The sequence below is a fragment of the cyanobacterium endosymbiont of Rhopalodia gibberula genome, from assembly GCF_003574135.1.
Lineage (GTDB): Bacteria > Cyanobacteriota > Cyanobacteriia > Cyanobacteriales > Microcystaceae > Rippkaea.
Map to the genome: position 1 here is coordinate 1,792,839 of NZ_AP018341.1, position 24,417 is coordinate 1,817,255.

14 protein-coding genes are annotated in these 24,417 nt (G+C 33.3%); 7 read left to right on the forward strand and 7 right to left on the reverse strand.

The features are described from left to right. The first annotated feature begins 6 nt into the window (after nt 1-6). From RGRSB_RS05745 to RGRSB_RS10115, 3 genes are all read left to right on the forward strand, one after another. Nucleotides 7-783 (forward strand): ABC transporter permease, encoded by a 777-nt coding sequence (locus tag RGRSB_RS05745; RefSeq protein ID WP_119260223.1) that lies wholly within the window; start codon nt 7-9, stop codon nt 781-783. Between the two features lie 75 nt (nt 784-858). Continuing rightward, nucleotides 859-2,067, forward strand: a complete 1,209-nt coding sequence (locus RGRSB_RS05750) for a glycosyltransferase (RefSeq protein ID WP_119260224.1) — start codon at nt 859-861, stop codon at nt 2,065-2,067. Nucleotides 2,068-2,252: 185 nt separating this feature from the next. After that, nucleotides 2,253-2,420: a hypothetical protein gene (locus tag RGRSB_RS10115; protein ID WP_172582050.1), complete on the forward strand. Its 168-nt coding sequence runs from the start codon at nt 2,253-2,255 to the stop codon at nt 2,418-2,420. A 1,752-nt stretch (nt 2,421-4,172) separates the two neighbouring features. Here RGRSB_RS10115 and hisIE read toward each other — a convergent pair. Both hisIE and RGRSB_RS05765 read right to left on the reverse strand, forming a co-directional pair. Beyond that, nucleotides 4,173-4,832 carry a bifunctional phosphoribosyl-AMP cyclohydrolase/phosphoribosyl-ATP diphosphatase HisIE gene (gene hisIE / locus RGRSB_RS05760; protein WP_119260225.1) on the reverse strand — a complete coding sequence of 220 codons (660 nt, stop codon included), beginning with the start codon at nt 4,830-4,832 and terminating at the stop codon, nt 4,173-4,175. A 1,699-nt stretch (nt 4,833-6,531) separates the two neighbouring features. Then, nucleotides 6,532-7,785, reverse strand: coding sequence for an aspartate aminotransferase family protein (locus tag RGRSB_RS05765; protein ID WP_119260226.1), 1,254 nt, complete (start codon nt 7,783-7,785; stop codon nt 6,532-6,534). Nucleotides 7,786-8,122: 337 nt separating this feature from the next. On the opposite strand from RGRSB_RS05765, the gene tsaB reads away from it, so the two are divergent. Together tsaB and RGRSB_RS05775 are read left to right on the forward strand one after the other, a co-directional pair. Then, nucleotides 8,123-8,764 carry a tRNA (adenosine(37)-N6)-threonylcarbamoyltransferase complex dimerization subunit type 1 TsaB gene (tsaB, locus tag RGRSB_RS05770; protein ID WP_119260227.1) on the forward strand — a complete coding sequence of 214 codons (642 nt, stop codon included), beginning with the start codon at nt 8,123-8,125 and terminating at the stop codon, nt 8,762-8,764. 11 nt (nt 8,765-8,775) lie between these two features. Beyond that, nucleotides 8,776-9,609, forward strand: coding sequence for a DNA adenine methylase (locus tag RGRSB_RS05775; RefSeq protein WP_119260228.1), 834 nt, complete (start codon nt 8,776-8,778; stop codon nt 9,607-9,609). A gap of 3,254 nt (nt 9,610-12,863) precedes the next feature. Here RGRSB_RS05775 and RGRSB_RS05780 read toward each other — a convergent pair. Continuing rightward, nucleotides 12,864-13,580 carry a hypothetical protein gene (locus RGRSB_RS05780; RefSeq protein ID WP_119260229.1) on the reverse strand — a complete coding sequence of 239 codons (717 nt, stop codon included), beginning with the start codon at nt 13,578-13,580 and terminating at the stop codon, nt 12,864-12,866. A gap of 291 nt (nt 13,581-13,871) precedes the next feature. Continuing rightward, nucleotides 13,872-14,768, reverse strand: a complete 897-nt coding sequence (truB, locus tag RGRSB_RS05785) for a tRNA pseudouridine(55) synthase TruB (RefSeq protein WP_119260230.1) — start codon at nt 14,766-14,768, stop codon at nt 13,872-13,874. A gap of 66 nt (nt 14,769-14,834) precedes the next feature. Here truB and RGRSB_RS05790 point away from each other — a divergent pair, with 66 nt between their 5' ends. Beyond that, the gene (locus RGRSB_RS05790) at nt 14,835-15,440 is read left to right on the forward strand and encodes a chorismate lyase (RefSeq protein ID WP_119260231.1); all 606 of its coding nucleotides are present in this window, start codon (nt 14,835-14,837) and stop codon (nt 15,438-15,440) included. 333 nt (nt 15,441-15,773) lie between these two features. Here the strand turns inward: RGRSB_RS05790 and RGRSB_RS05795 are convergent, their stop codons facing one another. Together RGRSB_RS05795 and RGRSB_RS05800 are read right to left on the reverse strand one after the other, a co-directional pair. Then, a complete protein-coding gene (locus RGRSB_RS05795; protein WP_119260232.1) occupies nt 15,774-16,274 on the reverse strand; it encodes a YceD family protein in 501 nt (166 codons plus the stop codon). A gap of 563 nt (nt 16,275-16,837) precedes the next feature. Beyond that, complete coding sequence (locus RGRSB_RS05800) at nt 16,838-18,001, reverse strand: GuaB3 family IMP dehydrogenase-related protein (protein WP_119260233.1); 1,164 nt, start codon at nt 17,999-18,001, stop codon at nt 16,838-16,840. A gap of 989 nt (nt 18,002-18,990) precedes the next feature. On the opposite strand from RGRSB_RS05800, the gene carB reads away from it, so the two are divergent. After that, complete coding sequence (gene carB / locus RGRSB_RS05805) at nt 18,991-22,236, forward strand: carbamoyl-phosphate synthase large subunit (RefSeq protein WP_119260234.1); 3,246 nt, start codon at nt 18,991-18,993, stop codon at nt 22,234-22,236. Nucleotides 22,237-22,534: 298 nt separating this feature from the next. Here the strand turns inward: carB and RGRSB_RS05810 are convergent, their stop codons facing one another. Continuing rightward, on the reverse strand, nt 22,535-23,977 hold the full coding sequence (locus tag RGRSB_RS05810) for a phosphoglucomutase/phosphomannomutase family protein (protein WP_119260235.1): 1,443 nt from the start codon (nt 23,975-23,977) through the stop codon (nt 22,535-22,537). Between the last annotated feature and the right edge of the window lie 440 nt (nt 23,978-24,417).

Below are 24,417 nucleotides of genomic sequence, written 5' to 3' on the forward strand. Positions count from 1 at the left end.
TTTATTGTGGATGATTTTATTACACTAGATACAACGGACTTGATCTGGTCATCTGGCATTATTATTATGGCTATGGTCTTGTCAAATTGGCAAAAACTAGAATTAGAAGGACAATTTATCTTAGCCGCGGGGAGAGCACTTCTACAGTTATTAGTAGTGAGCTCGGTTTTATTAGTCATATTTGAGTTGGATAATCCTGTCGCCGTTCTAGGAATTTTAGGGATTATGTTAACCATTGCTGCCAGGGCAGCTAATAATCGTATTACTCATCAAAAACAAAGGTTATTCCCCGTTGTTTTAGGAGCATTGCTAGTGAGTAGCTTATTAACTTTAAGTTATGCTCTAATTGTTATTATTCGACCCGATATTTGGTATTCCCCCCAGTATTTAATTCCTTTAACCGGTATGATTTTGGGGAATGCCATGAACAGTGCTTCTTTGACTGGGGAGAGATTAGGAAGTATGATTGCTCAAAATCGCTTAGAAGTGGAAACTCATCTGTGTTTGGGAGCAACACCAAAACAGGCTATAGCTTCTTATCGTAAAGAAGCTATTCGTATCGGATTGATTCCAACTTTAAATCAAATGATGGTAGTAGGAATCGTCAGTTTACCTGGAATGTTTACAGGACAAGTTTTGGCTGGAATTGATCCCTTAAATGCTGCTTCCTATCAAATTTTGATTCTATTTATGATTGTTTTTAGTAATTTATTGACGGCTATTTTAGTTACAGAAGGAGTTTATCGTAAATTCTTTAATTCCCAAGCTCAGTTGCTTCTTTGAACCCTGTTAAATTTTCCCCGAAACCAAAAGAGTTTATTCCAAAACTAAAATGTGAATGCCATACTTATTAAAATCATGGAGAATACATTAATAATAACTATTATTACCACAATATCATTAATAATATGGTTATACTTGTTGCTCTTTAGAGGAAAATTCTGGTTATCTGATCAAAGAATAGATCCAAAAGAAATATCGTTAACTACTTATCCGTCTGTTTGTGCAGTTATTCCTGCTAGAAATGAAGCGGATGTTTTACCCGTTAGTTTAAGATCATTACTCAATCAAGATTATTTAGGTGATTTCAAAGTCATTTTAGTTGATGATCAAAGTGATGATGGAACTGCAGAAATCGCCTATAAATTAGCCACAACTTTTCGTAAAACTGATCAACTAACTGTTATTTCTGGACAGCCATTATCCTCGGGGTGGTCAGGAAAGTTATGGGCAATGGAACAAGGAATTAAATACATCAAAGAGCAAAATCTACACCCAGATTATATTCTCTTCACCGATGCTGATATTGAACATCATCAGACCAATCTACGGGAGTTAGTAGGTAAATCTCAACAAGAAAATTTAGCCCTGACCTCCCTAATGGTTCAGTTGCGTTGTCAAAGTATTTGGGAACAGTTTTTGATCCCTGCTTTTATTTTCTTCTTTGAAAAACTGTACCCTTTTTTGTGGGTAAATGATCCTCATCATAAAATGGCAGCCGCTGCAGGAGGTTGTATTTTAATTCGCCAAGACATTTTAGAACAAGTAGGGGGCCTTGAAATTGTTCGTCAGGCTTTGATCGATGATTGTTCTCTAGCAGCAGCCGTCAAATCAAAGCTACAAGACATTTCAGACAATCCCCCTCAAGGAATTTGGTTAGGATTAAGTGAAAAGACTTGTAGTTTACGACCTTATGATTCCCTACAAACTATTTGGGATATGGTAGCTAGAACTGCTTATACTCAATTAAATCATTCTCTACTTTTCCTCATAGGGACTGTTGTGGGACTAACCTTAATTTATATTGTTCCTCCAGTTAGTTTAATTTGGGGTTTAACCGTTGGCAATAGGTTGATTACTGGCTTAGGAGGAATTACCTGGCTATTAATGAGTATTTCTTATTTACCAACTTTGCGGTTATATAAAACCTCGTTATTATGGTCAATTAGTTTACCTGCAATTTCCTTTTTCTATTTGTTAATGACCATAGACTCCGCATTGCGTCATTTGCGAGGAAAAGGAGGCCGTTGGAAAGGAAGAGTTTATTCAGTTGATCACTCATCTTAAAACTTGAGTTTAAATATATAGAGATAACTATGTTTTAACCATACTTTAGAGTCTTTAAAGTTAACTAAAGAATAATTTATTTCTAATGTTAAATCTCAAAGTTATTTTTCTATCGTGTCTACATCGAGGCTTTCTACTAAACTTTTGCTTTAAGTTTTTATGACATCGATATTTTTAACAGTCTTATGATTAAGACTATAGACCATCACCATTCTGAAGGTAAAAAAATTAATGCTTATCTGACTGAACTGATTCAACTTAATTTATTAGCTTTTGAAGAAAAGATAGTACTTATGATCAAGAAAATTTCTCAGCAAAAGATGTTTTCTATCAGTTCAGGTAAAGTTATTTGAAGAACGCTAAGATATACGAAATTAAGTTGTTGATGAGAGTCTTGAGTCGATGATCAAAGCTTGAGCCCGTTTAAATTGATGGTGTAGTAATGAGTTGAAATTACCTAATTAAGAATAACTCTCATAGTCTAAAACTACTTAAAATTATTCAAATTGGCTTTGAAACTTTTAGATTTTACGGACAGCTTATTATCTCTTTAGGAAAGAATAACCTTTGTGATAAAACTGATGTCTAATTAAGACTAGAAAAGGGAATTGCTAGAATCTATATGATGCGATTATATAAACGGGGTCATAAATTCTCTAAAATTACTCATAATAGTCAATGTACCCAATATTTAGAGTCTCTTGAAGGAAAATAATGGTTATTAGCAATTGTCCCTTCCTCTAAAAAAGATTATCTTGATATTTTTCAATAAAAGGCTTTTATAATTCTGGGTAATTGTTTTGTTGATTGAGTAATAAGAACATGGCACGCTGGACTCTGTTTTAATTACAAATTTGTCGATTTTTATATCTTAAAATTAAGTGATACGAATATTATTGATCACTTTACCTATAGTTTTCTAAACCAAGATAATTTAATCTTTCAAATGGTTGATGATTAAATCGTTAATAGTTAACATTTCTAGTTATACCGAACTTATGATGTGAAATTAACCAGTTAAATGCCAAGTTAAGAATTTAGGAGTTAAAAATTGACGAAGTTTCTAAATTCATAAGCTTTCCTTTCAATCAACTTCAATGTGTTATTAACGCCTCCTACTGTTCCTCAAGTAGTTGCTTAGGAAAAATAATCCGCAATTTTCCTAATCTAAGCCTAGTTGTTCCACAGCTTTTTAATATAAATTAAACTATTTTAATAGTCTTGGCATCTAAATATTATTTTTTCTTATAATTTTTCTAAAGTACTCCTTTAATTTGTTTTTTTAAGAATAACAATTGTGTTTTATATACCTAGTTAATTTGGCTTTTTTCTTCTTTAATCTCTATGTTTTTAGCAAAAAATACACTCTTTTAATTTAACCTTAATATAATTTTTATTTTGGATTAGTATTTTTAAGCTGTTTAGCTTTTAGTCTAAAAGTTTTTCTTTGACTATCTAAATTAAGCACCAACTTATTTTTTTATATGAAAACTATGTTACTACATCTCAGCTTTTGGCATTAGTTTATTCACAACATTCTTATAGAATTTACTAAGGTCTATACTAACTTATTCAATTTAAGTCAAAACATTCCTTTCAAACTTTTAGCTATTTTAATATTTCTTTAGATGTTTTTATTGATAAAATCCCTAAGTTTGCTTCTTTATCTAAATCTACTAACACTATACAATAACTTCCTTTATTTTTACCTTAAACTTTTCAGCATATGTTCTTTTTTTTACTCTTATTTAAGTTTATTATTAAATTAATTAGATCTCATTTAATAAGGATTAGTTCTGAAATAAATAGCTCTCCTTCTTTATTACTTTCGGGTCTATTTTTTCGATGAATTAAATTGTTCCTATTCTATTTAAAATATGATAGTGAGTAATGGTAAATTATTTTAAATATAAAGTTTTATTCATTAAAATAAGTTGAGTATTTTACTCTATAGATATCAATAAAATAAAAATATTGAGCTCAATATAATTTAATTCGAATACAAAACCAGCTGTATTATCAGCCATAGAACAATTGTAGCTAACAGTATACCTTCTGACAAGCTTTTGATTTACACTCACAATTTGTTCTTATGTTTTAGATTTTTACATGACAAGTTTATCAGAACTACATCGTCTTCTGTCTTGTAACTTCCGGTAAACTTCTTTAATATCAACTTGATGATAAGATAAAGCTACCAAAGTATGATAGAACAAATCAGCCACTTCAGAGGCAATGGCCTCTGGATCGTCATCTTTACAAGCCATTATTACTTCGGCTGATTCTTCTCCTATTTTTTTGAGAATTTTGTTGTCTTTTCCCTCTAACAAACTGCAGGTATACGATTCCTTAACAGGATGATCTCTACGGTTACAGATTACCTCAAACACCCCCGACAAGGTATCAGCTGGGGGGGCTACCTTTCGACTATTTACTTGGTGAAAACAACTTCTTTCCCCCGTGTGACAAGCAATATCTCCAAGCTGTTCCACCGTGATTAATAAAGCATCACTATCGCAGTCATAGCGAACTTCTTTAACTTTTTGAATATGTCCAGAGGTCATCCCTTTATGCCATAATTCCTGTCGAGAGCGACTCCAATACCATGTTTCTCCTGTTACTAAGGTTCTTTGTAAAGACTCTCGGTTCATCCAAGCCATCATTAAAACTGTTCCGTCTAAATAATCCTGGGTAATCACAGGGACTAATCCTTGTTCATTGTATCGAATGTTATTTACTGGAATGGTATTAGTTGAAGAAAACATCTTGTGTTAATTAATAACTGTATTCTTTTCAGGTGTGGACAATAGTTGAACTTTAAAGGCTGAAACCAATCGTTTTTGTAATTAATAGTTATTGTAAATATTTTACTTGGTCTTAAGACAAAAAATTTTGTATTTTATTAACTTTTAAGATTGTCTGCTCTATCTTAATTCCTCTAAGGGAGATAATTAAGTTGGATTCTGGTAATTACCATGATGAATTTGGGCAGTAATAACAGAATTAAGTATGGAATAGAGGAGTTAAAGTCCCATTTATTAAGTTAATACAATGACAATAATTTTAACCAGTTATAAAATCTAAGATTGCCATAAATTATCCAAAAATATTCTAAATTACTATATTTAAATAATTAAAAGAAATTAAAATTTTTATTTCTTAATAAGAGATAATTCCTTAGTCTATAGACAGTAAGTGATTAGCTAAAAAAAGAGAAAAACTATCCTTAATATATCCTATATCTTTTTAAAAGTCAAATTATGTAGTTTTGAAAAGCTTAATTTATAAGATTTTCAATCTTTTTTTATTAGTTTTACAATAAATAATTTAGAAAATACATAAAAAAATAAATTCAATTAAATGCTAATTTTTAATAAAAGATATAAGAAGATAATAGCTATTTTGAATAATTTATATTTTTTTAGGCAAGTAAAGTTTGTTAGATAACACAATACATAGTATAAATACTAGTCATAATACTTTTTTTGTGTAAGCAAGTACTCAGTTCTTGCAAAAGATTATTATTATTTCGTTCTAGCAATTTTTATAAAAAATTAGGTTTTTTTATCTCGATTAAAGAGACTTTTTATCAGCTACAAGAGAAGAGTTCTATACTTTTTATTATTTCCTAATGTCTAGGGAAACGATTAACAAAACTATGATTGACTTGAAAACGTTTTACCAATTGTTGAGTTGCTTGATTGATTCTATTGTTAGTTTCTATGATTTTAGTATAAATATCTATGTAGCACTGCTTTATTTTTTTGATAATTAGTATTTTTTTATTCCTTTACTTTGACCTATTCAAATAAAATCCGTTATTAATCAGAAAAAATAGTGTAAGTAGTAACTTGAATTTATTGTGGTTTAACCACGAAGAAAATTAATCATCAATAGTTAATGAACTATTAGAGATTTGCATCGGGCAGAGAAAGCAGTCTATTTCAAGATAGATCGTTATCAAATAATATTTAATCAATACGGAAATAAATTTACAGAAAAGTTAAGTTTAAAAAAATAACATAAGTTCTATAGAACTTAAGATAATAAACCGATAGTTTAGGAATTGAGGACAGGAAACAGTTAAGAGTAAAAATTTAAACGAATGTCAGATATTCATGATTTTAAAGTACTGAAAATTTGGCAAAGAGAGTAGATATCACTTAAAAATTAACTATATGATATGGTTCAACAATTTGGAACGAGTATTGCTCTAATTCAAGCTAGAATAGCAGAGGGATACGATATAGGAAAAAACACATCGGATATCTAATCATGGCGCAAGGTTAAGTTAGTAAAAAACGAGATTGATCTAAACTTTATCTCTCTTTAGGAGAGGATTTTAGCTTTGGCAACAACTTCAACTCTTATCATCAAAAGGCAGCGAGAGTTGAAGTTAAGTTCAATCCTCCGCTACACGCCTCTCCGAGATTTTCTATTCTCTTTTCCCCGTTCCCTCATCTATTAACTTATTTTTTCTAACACCCGTCCTAGGATTTCTGTCGCTTGTTCTACTTCTGTTTCAGAGACAATTAAAGGGGGAATAAACCGTAATACTTTGGGTCCTGCTGGGGCCAATAATAATCCATCTTCTATTGCTGCTTTAACGATATCTAAGGACGTTAATTTAATCTCTTGTTTCAATTCCATTCCGTTGATTAAGCCCCATCCTCGAACCTCTGTAAATAAAGTAGGATATTTCTGAATGATCGCTCGTAAGCTAGTTCTTAACTGTTCTCCTCTAGCTTGAACGTTCTGTAAAAGATTTTCTTTCTTAATGGTTTTTAATACTGTCAAGGCTACAGCAGTGACAAAGGGGTTTCCCCCAAAAGTGCTTGCATGAGTTCCTGGACTCAAGACATCGCAGAATCTTTTACACATCATTGCTCCAATGGGAATCCCTCCGGCTAGTCCTTTCGCGCTAGTGAAGATATCTGGTTCAACCCCCAAATATTCGTAACCCCATAATTTGCCGGAACGACCTATGCCAACTTGGACTTCATCAAATACTAAGAGGATATTATTTTCATCACAAATTTTCCGCAACCGCAGAAAATACTCTAAATCTCCTGGACGAACCCCTCCCTCTCCTTGAAGAGGTTCTAACATGACAGCAACTACTCGACTGTTTCTTTTATTTAGGTCAGTGATCGTGTCTTCCACCGTTTTGATATCGTTGTAGGAGACATAAACAAACCCAGGCATTAGGGGTTCAAAATCTTTTTGATATTTGGGTTGTCCGGTAGCACTAATAGTAGCTAGGGTGCGCCCGTGAAAACTGGCTTTGGCGGTTATAATTATAGGCTGTTCGAAGGAGTCTAGTACTGTATGGGCATATTTTCTTATTAGTTTAATGGCTGCTTCATTGGCTTCTGCACCAGAATTGCAGAAAAAAACGCTATCAGCACAGGAATGATCCACAAGCCACTTAGCTAAAGCTCCCTGTTCAGGAATATAGTAAAAATTCGAGACGTGGTGAAGTTTTTGAATTTGTCGGGTAACCGTTTCGATCAAAGCAGGATGAGCGTGGCCAAGAGTACAAGCGGCAATTCCTGCGACAAAGTCTAAATATTCCCGTCCTTCAGTATCCCAGAGGCGACATCCTTGCCCCCTTTCGATAGCAATGGGTAAACGCCCATAGGTGCGCATAACATAGGTATCAAACTCATTATAATTAAAATTCTGAGCGAGGGTGTCAAGAAGAACGGAGTGGCTCACAATCTGCTCCTATGTAAAGTTAAGTCAAGCTTCATGCATCATTATAAATCAAAGTCAGAAAGACGTCCGAGATTGATTTATATTTTCCCTGAATTTGATCTTTTTTTTTTAAAACTGGAAAAATAAAAAAGAGAATTTATTTAAAAATAAAATTTATTGATTTAAGTGATAGCTAGAAGTTGAGGGATGTCTTGATGAATCACTATATATCATAAGGTGTTATGATTAACTCGATTATGTAAATTGATCTGTATTAATAAATAATTTATTTGCATTGTGTCCAAGATCTTAGCATTTAATCTACTATATCCTTAGTCTTGATTATTATTAACATCAAATGTCTAACTTGACTTCTTCTCAGTATGGTCTTGCTTTACATACAACTAGCTTTCAGCTTGGATTAAGTATTAGTAATTTTTCAGGAGAAACCCGTTTTAAAACCTGGGATGTTGATCACGAACTATCTACCTACTTACATCAACATTTAGTTGAATTTATTAGCCACAAAGTCTGGGATAAATTGGCATTTATTGCTGTTGCAAAAGGGCCAGGTAGTTTTACCAGTACTCGTATTGGTGTGGTTACAGCACGGACATTGGCACAGCAGTTGAATATTCCTCTTTTTGGGATTTCAACTTTAGAAGCTTTTGCTTGGCAAAATAAAGACAACTATTCCGTTAACTCTTTAATTCCTGTTCAAATGTCAGCTTCAAGGGGACAATTGTACGTCGCTATTTATGAAGTCAAAAATCAGAATCAAAAATTTATTCTTACTTTACCTGACATGGTCATTTATCCGGATATATGGAAACAAAAAATACAGGATTTAAAAATTAATAAAAACCCTTTAGTAACCCCTAAAAAATTAGGGGTTACTGTAGCCAGTATTTTCGAATTAGCTTACTATGATTGGCAACAGGGAAAACGCCCTCATTGGTCAGATGTGATACCCTTTTATGGTATGTCAGTAGTTAATTGATATTAATTCATATGATGAGAACATTTCAAAAAAATAGTTTGGTTAAAAGTCCTTTACGCTTTCCCGGAGGGAAATCAAAGGCTATCAAACAAATTATTCAACATCTTCCTAATAATTTATCTAAATATACCGAATATCGGGAACCGTTTTCTGGTGGGGGCTCAATGTTTATTTATCTTAAACAAACTTACCCTAATCTTGATATTTGGATTAATGATTTAAACCACGAATTATACTTATTTTGGAAGATGGCTCAATCCGATCTAAAAGAACTAGTGATTGCTTTGCGTGAAATTAAATTCAATTGTACTGATGGACGAAAACTTTTTAAAAAATTAACTTCAGTTAACGTTGAAGAATTATCAGATTTTGAAAGAGCAGTTCGTTTTTTTATTTTAAATAGAATTACTTTTTCAGGAACTGTAGAATCTGGAGGATTTTCAAATCAATCTTTTTTGACTAGATTTACGGATTCTTCTATTGATCGCCTGGAAAATTTACAACCTATTTTAAAAGATGTTAGAATTACCAATTTAGATTACAGTGAAGTCGTTAATGCAGGAGAAGATCAAGTATTTATTTTTTTAGATCCTCCTTATTTGGCTACTACTCAGTCTAAATTATATGGGAAAGATGGTGATTTACATACTTCTTTCGATCATCAAAGATTTGCTGAAAGTTTAGTCAATTGTCAACATAAATGGTTAATAACTTATGACAACTCTGAAGAAATCAAAAACAACTTCAAAAATTTTAATATTATCGATTGGGAATTTCAGTATGGTATGAACAATTATAAACAAGTACAAGCTAAAAAAGGAAAAGAAATTTTTATTAAAAATTAATAAATCCAAGATAGCTTTTATTAATTTTTTCAAATTTTTACTTTATAGTTTTTTGTAACTAGTCTAGACAAACTATTAACTAATGCAGTCTATATCAATCTTATTGAGTAAAAATTAGGAATATAATAGTCAATTTTATGTTAAAAATAGATATTATATATTCTATTTTTGATGGGTGATTTACCATCTAAGTTTAGGCTTAAATTTGTGTTATTTTAACCACTTTAGTAAAATTAATTTCTTAATTTCGTCAATAAATTACTGTCATAGCTAACTGATTTGTTTGTTATAAAGAGAGATTTCCTAAAAATGTGAGTCACTCCTGAGGTTATAGTACTTTTTTATGTAAAATCCGAAAGACAATATAATCATGAAATTGGGAGAGGATAAGTGACTCAAGTTATTTCATAGATGAAAAGAAAATTAAAAACTTAAGTTTAAAATATTAATTTTTAAATAGAAAAGAGAAATATATATATTAAAAATAACAGGTATTTTTTTTAGAAAATTATCTTTATTGATTAATAAAAGATAATCAAAATTAAATTTTATAACTAAAATTAGAAGTATAAGTGGAGCCAATCAAGTCTTATAGATAAGACTTAAGAAAATATGAATTCTAGACAAATAGCTAAAGTATTAAAGAACGAATAAACTGTTTTATTTTTTTATAAAAATTTAAAAAATAAGATTTTACTATCAGCAGTAAACTTTTATAGAAAAAGCTATATAGACAGTACCATAACATATCTTGTGTTTTAATTAAATTGTGCTAAACTTAATATCTTTACTTGATTTATACTAAAAATATAAAATTCTAAGTTTGGTTTAATAAATAAAATTATAAACTTATAAGTACTCACAATTATCTAATGTTAGATCTTAAATGAGATAGTAATAGTTTTATTTTTTTAAAAAAATATTTAATAACAACTTAATATCTATAAAGATTATTTTATTAAATGATAATAATCAAATTTCATTAAAATTATGGTGATTAACTATTAGAGAGCTGTCTTACAAAATATTTATCTATCTATCTTATTATCTATCTATCTTAGAATTTTAAAGATTAATCTTCGTTAAATGAGATGTAATTAATGTGCAAGTAAATTTATAGAAGAGTTAAATCTATTTGATAAAGAATATATACTTTAATATTTAAGAGTGGAAAATAATTAGCCTTATTAGGCATTAAAACTGTTGATATTTTATATATTTTTTATTATTGAATAATAAAAAATATATAAAAAAAAATATTTAAAGATGTAGTAAATTTTATTAAAGTCTTGAGAAAGAAGTTTTTATTGACTTTAAATAAGTTAGTTTTTTTAAAAAAACTGTAAAGTATTGTTAATCAATTAGTTAATACAATAGTTTTTTAAAAAAAAGCAGATAGATTTTATATGATTTAGAAATCAGAAGTTAATTAAATAATTAAAAGCTACCTTAGATGAGAAGTTAAAGACATTAAAAAAACTAGCAAAACAGAAAAAATATGTCGTACTTAAATAAAAGTAATTACTTTTTAGTAAGAAAAGTAAAAAATAAATCGAGTATATAAAACATTACTAATATTAGTATATATCAATTAAAAGAATAATTCAGGGTAACTTTTTGAAAAAACTTAGATCCTATATTAGGATAATTTAAATTAGCTAATTGGTGTCAAAAAGTTTGTTTTTTATATCTAACCTAAAAAAGTACAGGGTTTTAATAAAAAACTGAAGTCGATTTTTAACTCTGAAGTTGTTTGACTTGATATTTTACTGGTTAATCCTATATTTTTAGTTAAATAAAAACAAGAAATTGAACTTTACTAAAAAAACTTAGTTATGATAAGTAACAAAGTATAGAGCTGAGATGAGCACTTCGTTACAGCAATAATATCAATAGATTGTTGTAAAATTTCCTTATTTAGATAAAAAACAAAACAAAAATATCTAAAAGTAAAAAGGACTATATTGATCTGTGCTTTAACTATTGTAAATAACTGCAAATAGTAAATAATGAGTGATCAATAATTACCTATTTATTTTAACTACCGATTATATTAATAATGTTATTGGTACTGAACAAAATAGTATAGTTGATAAAATTTTGCTAAGCTAAACATCTTCTCTATGTATAGAAGGAAAATAGTATTTCTCGACTTAATTTTAAAAAATAAAAATTTCTTAAAATTAATAATAAAAATTGTTAAGTAATCCTAGTCAAATTTAGCACCGATAAATTCAAAGTACTTTATCTTTTTTATCCAGACTTTGATCGAGATTATCTCCCAAACTTAACCTTAAATATTGTTAGTATAATTAAAACTTAACAAACTATTTATTGTTGTTATCAGTATAACAACAACAATCCTCCCATTCTTCACCGTAAAAAACTTTTATTTTTTAAAATTATCCTTAATAATAAAATTTTTAACACCTAACCCATATTGAGAAAACATTAGATTTATTGAGTTTGTCACGTCTCATTGAAATCTGTCTAGCATGGGAAGACAATTAAAGCAACATCATATTAATTTTTAAAGAATATTCCTCGGCTCGTCTTGATACTCTCACTCCAACAAAAACCAGACAGCTCCAAATTGAACGAAATAACGCAGTTATTAAACAAAAAAACTCCTTAAAGCCAACTCGTTTGGTCCTAAAAGTAAGATTATTCACCTCCATAATCAACTTTTTTGACTATGGATGCAATTACTAGTAGGGAGATTGATAGTTTTGCTGAAACAGAATATAAAAGTTAAATTTAAGGATAAAACTCCTATTATTGCAGATAAACTTCTCATATCTCTGCTGATATCATCAATTTAGATGACATTATCGACGTTACCGAAGATCTTGCTGAACTGCGGGAAGCGTTGTTCAATGCTTGAAGATCAACGCATCAAGTTTTGATTGATGCTCATAATCACGGTCCCGTTATGAGCATAGAATTATTACCCATCGTAATGCTTTTCAAAAAAATTACGAACGAAGAGAATCAAAGATCTATTTTGATAAAATGCTCAAATTCGAGAAGTTTATTTTATTTCTTTCGAATTAGGAAGTTAGTGTATACTCTCGAAAAGAAATTCAAGCGCAAATATTTTGTGTTTGCAAAGTTTATTTGAGTTTTTAAACCCATATAATTCAATACTAACTGATTTTACTTTTCTCTAAAATTTTCTGTCAAACTCACCTCATGTTAAAAAATAAATATGAAATACACAAATAATTTGAGCTCAATCTTGAAAACAATTTTTGTTAAAAGTGTCTAGAATTACTCCTATTATTCCCCGTTAAAGTTAAATTTGATTCTAGAATAATATCTAAATCTTGGTTAGGATCAATAGAGATAACTTGAGTTTCACCCCCTCCAATAATACCAGTTTCTGGTAAGCCCCACCCGGCCAGGGTTCCTATCGCAGCACCTGCTAAGACTTCTAAGGCATCAATACGGCGATCACCCGTCGTTCCAGCAATAATAGCAGCAGCAGCAGAACCTGCCAAAGTTCCCCCTAAAATCTCCTCTACACTTGCCCCTTCATTAATAGTTTCTATCCGAGTCACAACCCCAGAGCGGGCATAAAGAGGATACCGTTGATTATCAATGATAATTTCTCGTGTAACAAACTGCGCTCCTCCACTAGCCGGTTGTATAAAGCCCATGACTTTACTACCTACCGGAACCAAAAAATTACCGTAGCGATCTTTAATATTCGCCGCAGTTTCTAGGATTAAATCAAGACTTTCTTCGTTGGTAACAAGAATTTTCTTAACATCTTGGTGTCGGAGGGGAATTCGAGTCCCGAGAGGAATTACTACATCATTAGAAATGGGACCAGGATTATTGTTACTTTCTCTAGGAAATAGTTGAGCTGCTACCGGTTTTAAGAAATAGATGGTAGTTACTGCCTTTATTCCAATTAATAACGAGATTGCTGTAGCTATCCCAGATTTACTATAACTTAGGTTGGACATAATGTTAAATCTCCTTACGACTCCCCTTTAATAAAAGAGTAGTTTCTTATCTATACTTCAACCCTAGCTTCCCTAACTAGGGAATGTCAGTCCCAAATAATGAACAATTCCTTTTTTGCCTAAGTGGAAAAAAGTGGAATTTCTTTTATTAAAGCCAATATGTTTTCCACTCTATTTTCAACTCAAGTAAGTCATTATAATCTTCACCAAGAGTTAAAGATTTACTCAACAAATAGTAAATCAAACTTATCGACTAATTCAAATAGAAATTTTTTTATAAATTAAAAAATTTTATTCATTTAAAATGACAACTTTAGGACTCAAGACCTGATAATTATTAAATTTTACTAAATTTCCTATGCCTAATAACTTATCTTTTTGTTGATATACTCTAACAACTCCGGCAACAGATAATGGCAGTAAATCTTGAACAATTTTTTGTCCTTGAAGCCAACGTTTTCCGTCAGTTTCTGATAAAAGTATTTGATTTAAATGTTGTAGGGCAACATTTGAGGAAATTAAGCTAAAACTTCCCTGTTCAATCTCTGTTTTTAGTTGTCCTAAAGTAATACTTTCGGATAACTTCATACCACAACTTTCAGTACGAGTTAAACTGGCCAAAGTTCCCCCCAAATTAAGCATAGTTCCCAAATCGCGGGCGATTGCTCGAATATAAGTCCCCGGACCACAAGCAATATCAACTTCTAATTCGGGAAACTCCCCAGTATACCAACCAACTAAGTTTATTTGCTTAATATAAACTTTTTTTGCCGCAATATCTACCGTTTTTCCTTGTCTTGCTAAACTGTATAACCGTTTACCATCACGTTGAATAGCACTATAAATAGGGGGAGTCTGTTGAATAGTTCCAATGAACTGATTCAGTAGAGGTTCGACTTGTTCTAAAGTTAACATAGAAGCGGATTGAGACTTAACGACTTCCCCTTGGAGGTCATCAGTGGTCGTCTGCACTCCCAGGCGAATCAGGGCACGGTAAGTTTTATTTTCGGGAAGAAATTGTAACAAACGAGTGGCTTTCCCCACAGCAATAGGTAGAACTCCCGTTGCTAAAGGATCCAAGGTTCCACCGTGACCAACTTTTCTGAGTTTAAGAATCTTTCTAACTCTGGCTACACAGTCATGAGACGTAATTTCTGAGGGTTTATTTAAGGCGATAAATCCAAACATCCGCTCCTACAAAGGTTTAGTTTTGTTATTATAATCCTAGAAGTTACAAAATTTTTTTAAAAACCAGTGACAGCAATTTTGAAGTCTGATAACAACACAATATTAACTCATCAATGGCACGCTCTCGACATTATTTGGAAAGGTGGTGAAGAACAAGTCAAACGGGGACTCCCTCATCATCAATTGTCTCCTGCATGGCAGATTCTGTTGTTAGGGGATGGTTCTCCAACTCGGAATTTACAACTACTTACGACAGAAAACACAGAAATTGATCTTATTGACATGTCCTTGATTGATAAGAGTGGAGATGGCGCTCCGGTGCAGATCGAAAAAGTACTTGAACCTCGTCTTCGACGACAGGTTTGGCTACGAACAGCATCAGGACAAATATTAGCTTATGCTGCTTCTTGGTGGAATGCAAATCATATAGACAAATACTTACATAATCGCTCCTTACCCATTTGGGATAGCCTTTCGCGATCATATACGGAACTGTACCGTGATATTCAAGGGATTTATTATGGCAATTCCTCTGCTTTAGAAGAGGCGTTTGGAGAAAAAGGTCCTTTTTGGGGTAGACATTATTTATTTTGGCATAATCGTAAACCTTTAACTTTGATTTATGAGGTGTTTTCTCCCTATTTACGCAAGTATTTGGGACCGATCAGTTAAAACCGCTTCCAAGTTAGTAAATCTGTCTTGACCATTATTTTAATTTTTCAGTTCCCTTTTTTGCCATTGCTGGGCGCAAACAACCATAAATAACTCGAAAATAACATCTTTATAGCAATTGTAGAATCAAGAATAAACAATTTTGTTGAGAGAAGGTTTGAGAGATTGATTATAAGTTGCGCTAAATATAAATACGTAGTGCTACAAAATGAGTTAAAAATAGACTTAAGCAAGTTAGATATTGACAGTGTTGGATGGTTTCCGCTATCCACCCTTTTACTATTAAAAATAATAAATATTTGCAATGTATTAAAATTCACAAAAGCTTCACCATCATTGTGAAAGCTTTTGTTTTAAACATTCTAACGAAGCCCAACGATTATCAATGGGAGATGGATTTTGAGAACAATCAGAAATAGGTTGCTGACAATTCTTTCCACATAACTGTCTAAGAGGCATTGCCAATGATAATTGTTCATAAAGCCAGGTTTCAGAATTAAGATGTCCATCAGGAGAAAGGGACTCCGATAAATCCTCCCCAGAGAGAGAAGTTTCTTGGGGAATGTCAGGCAAACTTAAGTTTTTGTCGAGCCAGACAATTTCCGAGGTGTCGACGACAATACGATGATTGTATTGTTGCACGCAGCGATCGCAGATCAACGTAATAATTGTTTCCCCTTTTACTTTTATGTCTAGGAATGTTCCCCCATGACGAATGCTCAGGGTTCCACGAAAAGGCATCAAAGTATCCAAGCCAGGGATAAAATCATCAATGAGAATAGTCTGGGTTCTCTCGGTGCGTTGAAGTAAATGGGGAATATATAGGGATTGCATCGTATCACACCTCCTATCCGTAGCTATCATTCGCTAATCTCATTGTACCAAGCGTCATACTAAAGATGAAGTATAAAAAGTCCAAGTAACCTAAAATTTAGGTTACTGTAAGGTTCAACACACTTAAACAAAGATCACTTGAAAATCAGTCAATATACTTTTCCAATAAGATTGATTGTCTCATTCATCTAAAAAGTATGAAATAGGTACAAACATAAAAAGAACAGTTAGTTATTTTTGTGTCTTGAATAACTGGTGATTCTAGCCTCTCTAGACAATTCTGGCTTCTCTAAACTAAGTCTTATGAATCCGTAGCTAATAACTTCAACAACTGTTGCTCTGACTGTGTTCTATCACTACAAAAACTTGATCTTTATTAAAAATCAATTATCAAGAATCTTGTAAATCTTGCAAAGTAAGAATCTCAGATCTTTTCATCAAGACTTTGTCATAGCTAGTCTAGAAGAGCTATGGTTCCTAACCATTAATGATAGAACTTTTCGTACTCATAAGCTACTCATAACAAAAACTGTATGCTTCCCTAACATGGTAATTGGGATAAATTACTTACCCATGCCTAACTGTTGAGCTTTTTGGTATACTTTTCCTTCCGTTAATAAAGACGGCGCAATGACAACTTCAACCTGTTGCATATCTTTGATAGTTTTTGCTCCTAAAGTTCCCATACTGGTTTTAAGTGCACCTAATAAGTTGTGGGTTCCATCGTCTAACCGAGCAGGTCCGGTGAGAATTTCCTTAATTGTTCCAGTGGTTCCCACATCAATCCTAGTTCCCCTCGGTAATACTGGAGAGGGAGTCGCCATACCCCAATGATATCCTCGTCCAGGGGCTTCTATCGAACGAGCAATTGGGGATCCAATCATCACCGCATCGGCCCCACAGGCGACACATTTACAAATATCTCCTCCTGTCACAACACCCCCATCAGCAATTACAGGGATATAATGTCCAGTTTCTTGGTAATACTCATCGCGTGCTGCGGCACAGTCAGCTACAGCAGTTGCTTGAGGAACGCCTACCCCTAACACACCACGGGAGGTACAAGCAGCCCCAGGACCTATGCCTACTAAAACACTGGCTGCTCCGGCTTTCATCAGACTTAATGCGACTTCGTAGGTGACACAATTGCCCAGAACCACGGGCATAGGCATTTCGTGGCAAAATCGCTTTAAGTTAAGGGAACTGATGGATTCAGGGGAAAAGTGAGCAATAGAAACCACCGTCGCTTGAACAAACAATAAATCTGCTCCTGCTTCGGCTACAATTTGACCATATTGAGAAGCTCCCGCTGGAGTCAGACTTACTGCTGCAATGCCCCCGCGGTCTTTAATATCAGTGATACGCTCTTTAATCAGTTCTGGTTCGATAGGTTTAGCATATAGTTCTTGCATTAACCCCACAAATTCTGATTTCCCGACTGATGCAATGCGATCAAGAATGGGGTTAGGATCTTCATAGCGAGTTTGTATTCCTTCTAAGTTTAGAACTCCCATAGCTCCTAACTCGGATAGCAATACCGCCATTTTGACATCAACGACACCATCCATTGCACTAGCGATAATGGGTATGTTCCTTTCAATGCCGCCAACAGTCCAGTTAGTCTGTGCTAAACTCGGATCTAAAGTCCGGTTCCCAGGAGCAAGAGCGATTTCATCTATTCCGTAGGCTCGTCGGGCAACTTTACCTCGACCTATCACTATATCCACGAATTTGTATCCCGTTCCCTATAAGTATTAGTTTAGACTATCAAATTTTGAGGAGTTTAGGAGATCGGTTTTTCGGAATTGTTTAGATAATTCCCAGAAATATTCGGGCGAGGTAAAGTAGAAAATTAATGGCGTCAATGAAATTGAACAAAAATATTGAGCATTAACACTACCTGAATTTTTTTCTAATCAAGAAGTTTAACGTAAACATTATCAAAGTCAGGCAGAAAGACACAATGTAATGTTAAAATAACGAGAGATAATTGTACAATTTTTTTCTTTAGAAGCAAAAGTAACTATATTTTAGACTTAATATTAAAAATAATTTTTTAAATTCTGAAACAGCTAATTGTACGATGGAAGTCTCAATAAAATAATCTCCTGACTGTTTTTAGAAAGGTCTTGTTAATTTCTAAATAGAAATTTGGCTCTTATAGACTAAGGATAATTATTAGTAATTAACAGGTCAATAATGGTATTAGTAAGAACTATGTATCCTAGTTATTAATATAATAAGCGGATATAAAAATATCTTTAAACTTTCAAAATAACTAGTTTTAATAGGTTTCATAATGACGCCAATAGACATTTTTTTTGTTTTTTAAATCACCAAAACTCTCTGATTTCAGATTAATACTGCTCCAGCCAAGTGGATCAAACTATTATGCTTCATTTTTTTTGTTGATATCTAGAGACAAAAAATGATTATACAATTTCTTATGATAAACTTAGTTTAAAGGATTAATAGTAAATTGCGACGTATCGTATTAGAAGTTATAAACGAAACTGGACCTAATACATCCGTTACTAATTTTAGTTAATTAAATAGAAATAAAGATACAAAATCAAAAAAAACTTGATTTTTACCTATTGTTTATTGCCTTTCCAAAACCCCTTAAACCTGAATAAAGGATTAGGGTAAACACAAAATCCTACAGACAGTAGATACAATAACCTCGGTTTATTCTATCTACTCTACAAAAACGCTTATGCCACGCCGCAACGACTTAAAAAAAATCTTAATTTTAGGTGCAGGACCCATTGTTATTGGACAAGCTTGCGAATTCGACTATTCTGGTACTCAAGCTTGTAAAGCATTGCGAGAAGAAGGATATGAAATTGTATTAATCAACTCTAATCCTGCATCGATTATGACCGATCCTGAAATGGCTAATCGCACTTATATCGAACCCCTAACCCCCGATATGGTAGAAAAAGTCATTGCCAAAGAACGTCCTGATGCGTTATTGCCGACAATGGGAGGTCAAACTGCTCTTAATGTAACGGTGTCTTTAGCTAAAACTGGAGTTTTGGATAGATATCATGTGGAGTTAATCGGTGCGAAACTGCCAGCTATTGAAATGGCAGAAGATCGGGAGTTATTTAAAAAAGCGATGGCTAAAATTGGAGTTCCTGTTTGTCCTTCGGGTATTGCCAGTACCCTCAAGCAAGCACAGGTAATTGGTCAAGAAATTGGACCTTATCCTTTGATCATACGCCCCGCATTCACTCTAGGAGGAACGGGAGGAGGTATTGCTTATAACCAAGAAGAATTTGAAGAAATGGTGCAATTTGGGATTGATACATCTCCTGTTTCTCAAATTTTAATCGAAAAATCTTTGTTAGGATGGAAAGAATATGAATTGGAAGTGATGCGGGACTTAGCTGATAATGTGGTCGTTATCTGTTCAATCGAAAACTTTGACCCGATGGGAATCCACACAGGGGACTCTATAACAGTAGCACCTGCACAGACATTAACCGATAAAGAATATCAACGATTAAGAGATTATTCTCAAGCAATTATCCGCCAAATTGGCGTAGAAACAGGAGGGTCTAATATTCAATTTTCTGTCAACCCTGTCAATGGAGATGTGATCGTCATTGAAATGAATCCCCGTGTATCACGATCATCTGCATTAGCATCCAAAGCAACAGGGTTTCCCATTGCCAAAATTGCCGCTAAACTAGCAGTGGGATTCACTCTCAATGAAATAAACAACGACATAACCAAACAAACTCCCGCATCCTTTGAACCGAGCATTGACTATGTAGTGACAAAAATACCCCGTTTTACATTTGAAAAATTTCATGGTTCCCGGCCCATTCTAACTACCCAAATGAAATCTGTAGGGGAGGTAATGGCTATAGGACGAACTTTTCAAGAGTCTTTTCAAAAAGCCTTGCGAGCATTAGAAACAGGACGACATGGCTTCGGCTGTGACCGAAAAGAAACACTACCCACTCTATCTCAAGTCTGCGCTAATCTACGAACCCCCAACCCTGACCGTGTTTATAGTATACATCATGCATTGCAACTGGGAATGACCGTAGACGAAATTCACGAATTGACTGCCATTGACATCTGGTTTTTGGATAAGTTACAAGAACTTAGTGAAAGCGAAAAATTCCTCAAACAAACTCCCTTAACCGACATTACAACCCAAAAAATGCGGTTGATTAAACAACAAGGGTTTAGCGATCACCAAATTGCTTTTGCAACGAAAACTAATGAAGACGAAGTCAGAAGCTATCGCAAGAGGTTAGGCATCATTCCGGTATATAAGGTTATAGATACTTGCGCGACAGAATTTGAAGCCTTTACTCCCTATTTTTATTCCACTTATGAACCTTCAGAAACAGAAGTAACTCCTAGTGAGAAACAGAAAGTCATGATCTTAGGGGGAGGTCCTAACCGTATTGGACAAGGAATTGAATTTGACTATTGTTGCTGTCATGCATCCTTTTCCCTCAGCGATGCAGGGTTTGAAACCATTATGGTGAATTCTAACCCTGAAACCGTTTCCACCGATTACGATACAAGCGATAGATTGTATTTCGAACCCATAACTAAAGAAGATGTCTTAAACGTTATCGAAACTGAGAACCCTGTGGGGATCATTGTCCAATTTGGAGGTCAAACTCCCTTGAAATTGGCAGTTCCATTGCAAGCATACCTCGATAGTCCCGAGTGCCCTGTCCAAACCAAAATTTGGGGAACCTCTACAGACGCGATCGATACGGCAGAAGATAGGGAGCGCTTTGAAAAGATATTACATGATATTGATATTAAACAACCTCCTAACGGAATTTCTCGCAGTTATGAAGAATCATTAGTTATTTCTTCTCGTATTGGTTATCCTGTCGTTGTACGTCCTTCCTATGTGTTGGGAGGAAGAGCCATGGAAATTGTCTATTCCGATGAAGAATTAGAACACTACATGACATACGCTGTACAAGCGGAACCTAACCATCCTATTTTAATTGATAAGTTTCTTGAAAATGCTATCGAAGTTGATGTTGATGCTTTGTGTGATATGACTGGAAGTGTAGTTATTGGCGGCATCATGGAACATATTGAACAAGCGGGTGTGCACTCTGGGGACTCAGCTTGTTCTCTTCCTTTCATTACTCTTTCTGCAACAGTTATTGATACTATTAGAACTTGGACAACTAACTTAGCAAATAGATTAAAAGTGATTGGGTTAATGAACATTCAATATGCTATTCAGGGGGAAACTGTTTACATTTTAGAAGCAAATCTTCGTGCATCTCGCACCGTTCCCTATGTGTCTAAAGCAACAGGACGACCTTTGGCTAAAATTGCCTCTTTACTTATGTCAGGAAAAACTTTAGAAGAGTTAAAAATAACTAAGGAATTTGTTCCCCGTCATATTGCTGTTAAAGAAGTAGTTTTACCTTTCCAAAAATTTCCAGAAACTGACACTTTATTAGGTCCAGAAATGCGATCTACTGGGGAAGTAATGGGAATAGATGATGACTTTGGAAAAGCTTTTGCTAAAGCAGAAATTGCTGCTGGAGTTGACTTAGCTACGACCGGAACGGTCTTTATTTCCATGAGTAATCGAGATAAAGTTGCGACAATTTCAGTCGTTAAAGACCTAGTTCTTTTAGGATTTAAAATTGTCGCAACTTCAGGAACTAAAAAAATATTATCCGACAATGGAATTAAAGATGTAGAAGTTGTTTTTAAACTCAATGAAGGTCGTCCTAATGTAATAGATTGGATTAAAAATAAACAGATTCAATTTATTATTAATATTCCCAGTGGTGAAGAATCTCAAGTGGATGGTCGCTTAATTCGTCGCACTGCCTTGGATTATAAATTACCGGTTATTACAACAATAGCAGGGGCAAAAGCAACTGTTTCAGCTATTCGAGCTCTACAAACTCAACCTCTAGAAGTTAAGGCACTACAGGATTATTTTTTTTAAAATTATCAGGTGGGCAACACCCACCTAGCTTAATCTAATAAAAGGTAAGAATCTCCTGAATTGAAAGTTGTGATCTTTTATCATAAGACCAAGCGTAGCTTTAATAACATCAATAAGTTATTTGTCAACTAAATTACTTGAGATTTTGGAGATATATTTTCCATAATAGCGCATGAAAAGATAGTTTTGTATCCTCCAAATTTTGGTCAGGCTAACTGTCTAATTCTATTCTCGGGTTTATATGTAATTTTTCCGTAAAATGAGTAGTAAAGTACTCTTAATCGAAACTAACGTTAAGTCAAACTGAATTTGCCCAATCTTTTACCCAATTTAAAATTTTATGGACTTGTTTGGTGGTTATTGATTCACAATATAACCGTAATACTGGTTCAGTCCCACTAAAGCGAATCAATAACCAACTTCCATCAGCTAAGCGATGTTTATAACCATCTTTTGTAAAACAATTTAATACTTTTTGTCCAGCAATTTCAGTTAACGGTTCTTGTTGTAGTTTTTCTATGAGTTTTGCCCGAACGTTTATATTAGCCAAGGGTAAATCAAGACGATCATAAACATTATAAAAATTGGTTTTATCTTGTAAATAGGTGTAATATTGTCCTAAATCTTTTCCACTTTCTACCATAGCTTCCAAGATATATAAAGCTGACAATAAAGCATCCCGTTCAGGAATATGAGTTCCATAACCAATTCCCCCAGATTCTTCTCCCCCGATCAAGGTATTAGTAGTTAACATTCGATCCGCAATATATTTATAACCGATAGGGGTTTCATAAACTGAAAGACCATAAATTTTTGCTAGACGAGAAGTTAAATCTGAACCACTTATAGTTTTAATAATTTCCCCTGTCAAGCCCTTACGTTTTGCTAAATGATCAATCAAAATAGGAATTAAAACTTGAGAACTTAGAAAGTTTCCTTGTCCATCCACTGCAGCAATGCGATCACCATCTCCATCAAAAACTAAACCAACTTTTAATCTATTATTTGCCTGACAGGCTGGGGTTTTGATGGCATTAAATAGTTTCGATAAATAACGAGGTAAAGGTTCAGGCGCACCTCCTTCAAATAAGGTATCGCGATCACCGTTAATTTCTTCAATAGCACAGCTTAACAATCGTTTTAAGCCTGTTGCAGCAGCCCCGTGCATCACATCAGCAAACACCTTTAATTTACCCGATGAAATAGCCCCACAAATGGTTTCGATATCAACTTTTTGTTGTAACCCATAACAGTAACTTTCCCAAGGATCAAAGTAAGTCAAAGTTCCTGATTTAGAATTTAGAATAGGAGTATTAAGCAGTAAAGTCTCAATCTGCTGGGTTATTTCCTGAGAAACTGAGCCACCAAACGCTCCTTTTACCTTTAATCCTAAATATTTAGCGGGATTGTGACTTGCAGTTAAGATAATCGCACCTAGAGCATTTTGTTGCTTGGCTGCCCAACTAAAGGCGGGAGTAGGGGCATAAGATTGGGATAATAAAACATCAAATCCCGCTTCTTGTATAGCTTCAGCGGCAACTTGAGCAAATTCTTCGGCTAAAAATCGACGATCATATCCTACAATCACTTGGCGTGTTCTATCAGGGGTTCCATAATTATCAGCTAAGATTTTGGCTGCGAGCGGGGCTAACAAAGCGACTCGTTCAAAAGTAAACTCAGCAGCAATGACACCGCGCCAGCCATCGGTGCCAAATTTAATCGGATTGACAGAAAAGAGCATAGTAAAGAACCTTCAACAAATATTGACTCTTCTTCAGATTAGCCTCAAACTGTTCTCTTTGAGAACAGTTTGAGGAAGTATTATTTATTTAAATAAATAATATTTACTTTTAAAAAGTTGAGTTTTCCTAAATTAATTGTGAATAAGTTGGTAGAGAAAACATCAATTTAATAAAACTCTCAAGTCAATCAAAGTTAGCTTAGCTGACTTTGATTGTTTTTTTTACTATTTTTTTAGAAAAATAAAAGTAATTCTTGTCTTTTTTTAAAAAAATAAAGTCTAATAACTTGTTATTTTGGTTATAAAGCATTTGCTATTTTTCCTTTTATCTAACATGTTTTCTAAAAGTTATAGCACTTTTAGTGTTTTATATATTTTTATTTTTTTAAAAAAAGTCTAGGTATTCATTAATCTATATCATAAAATAAATTTACTTACTG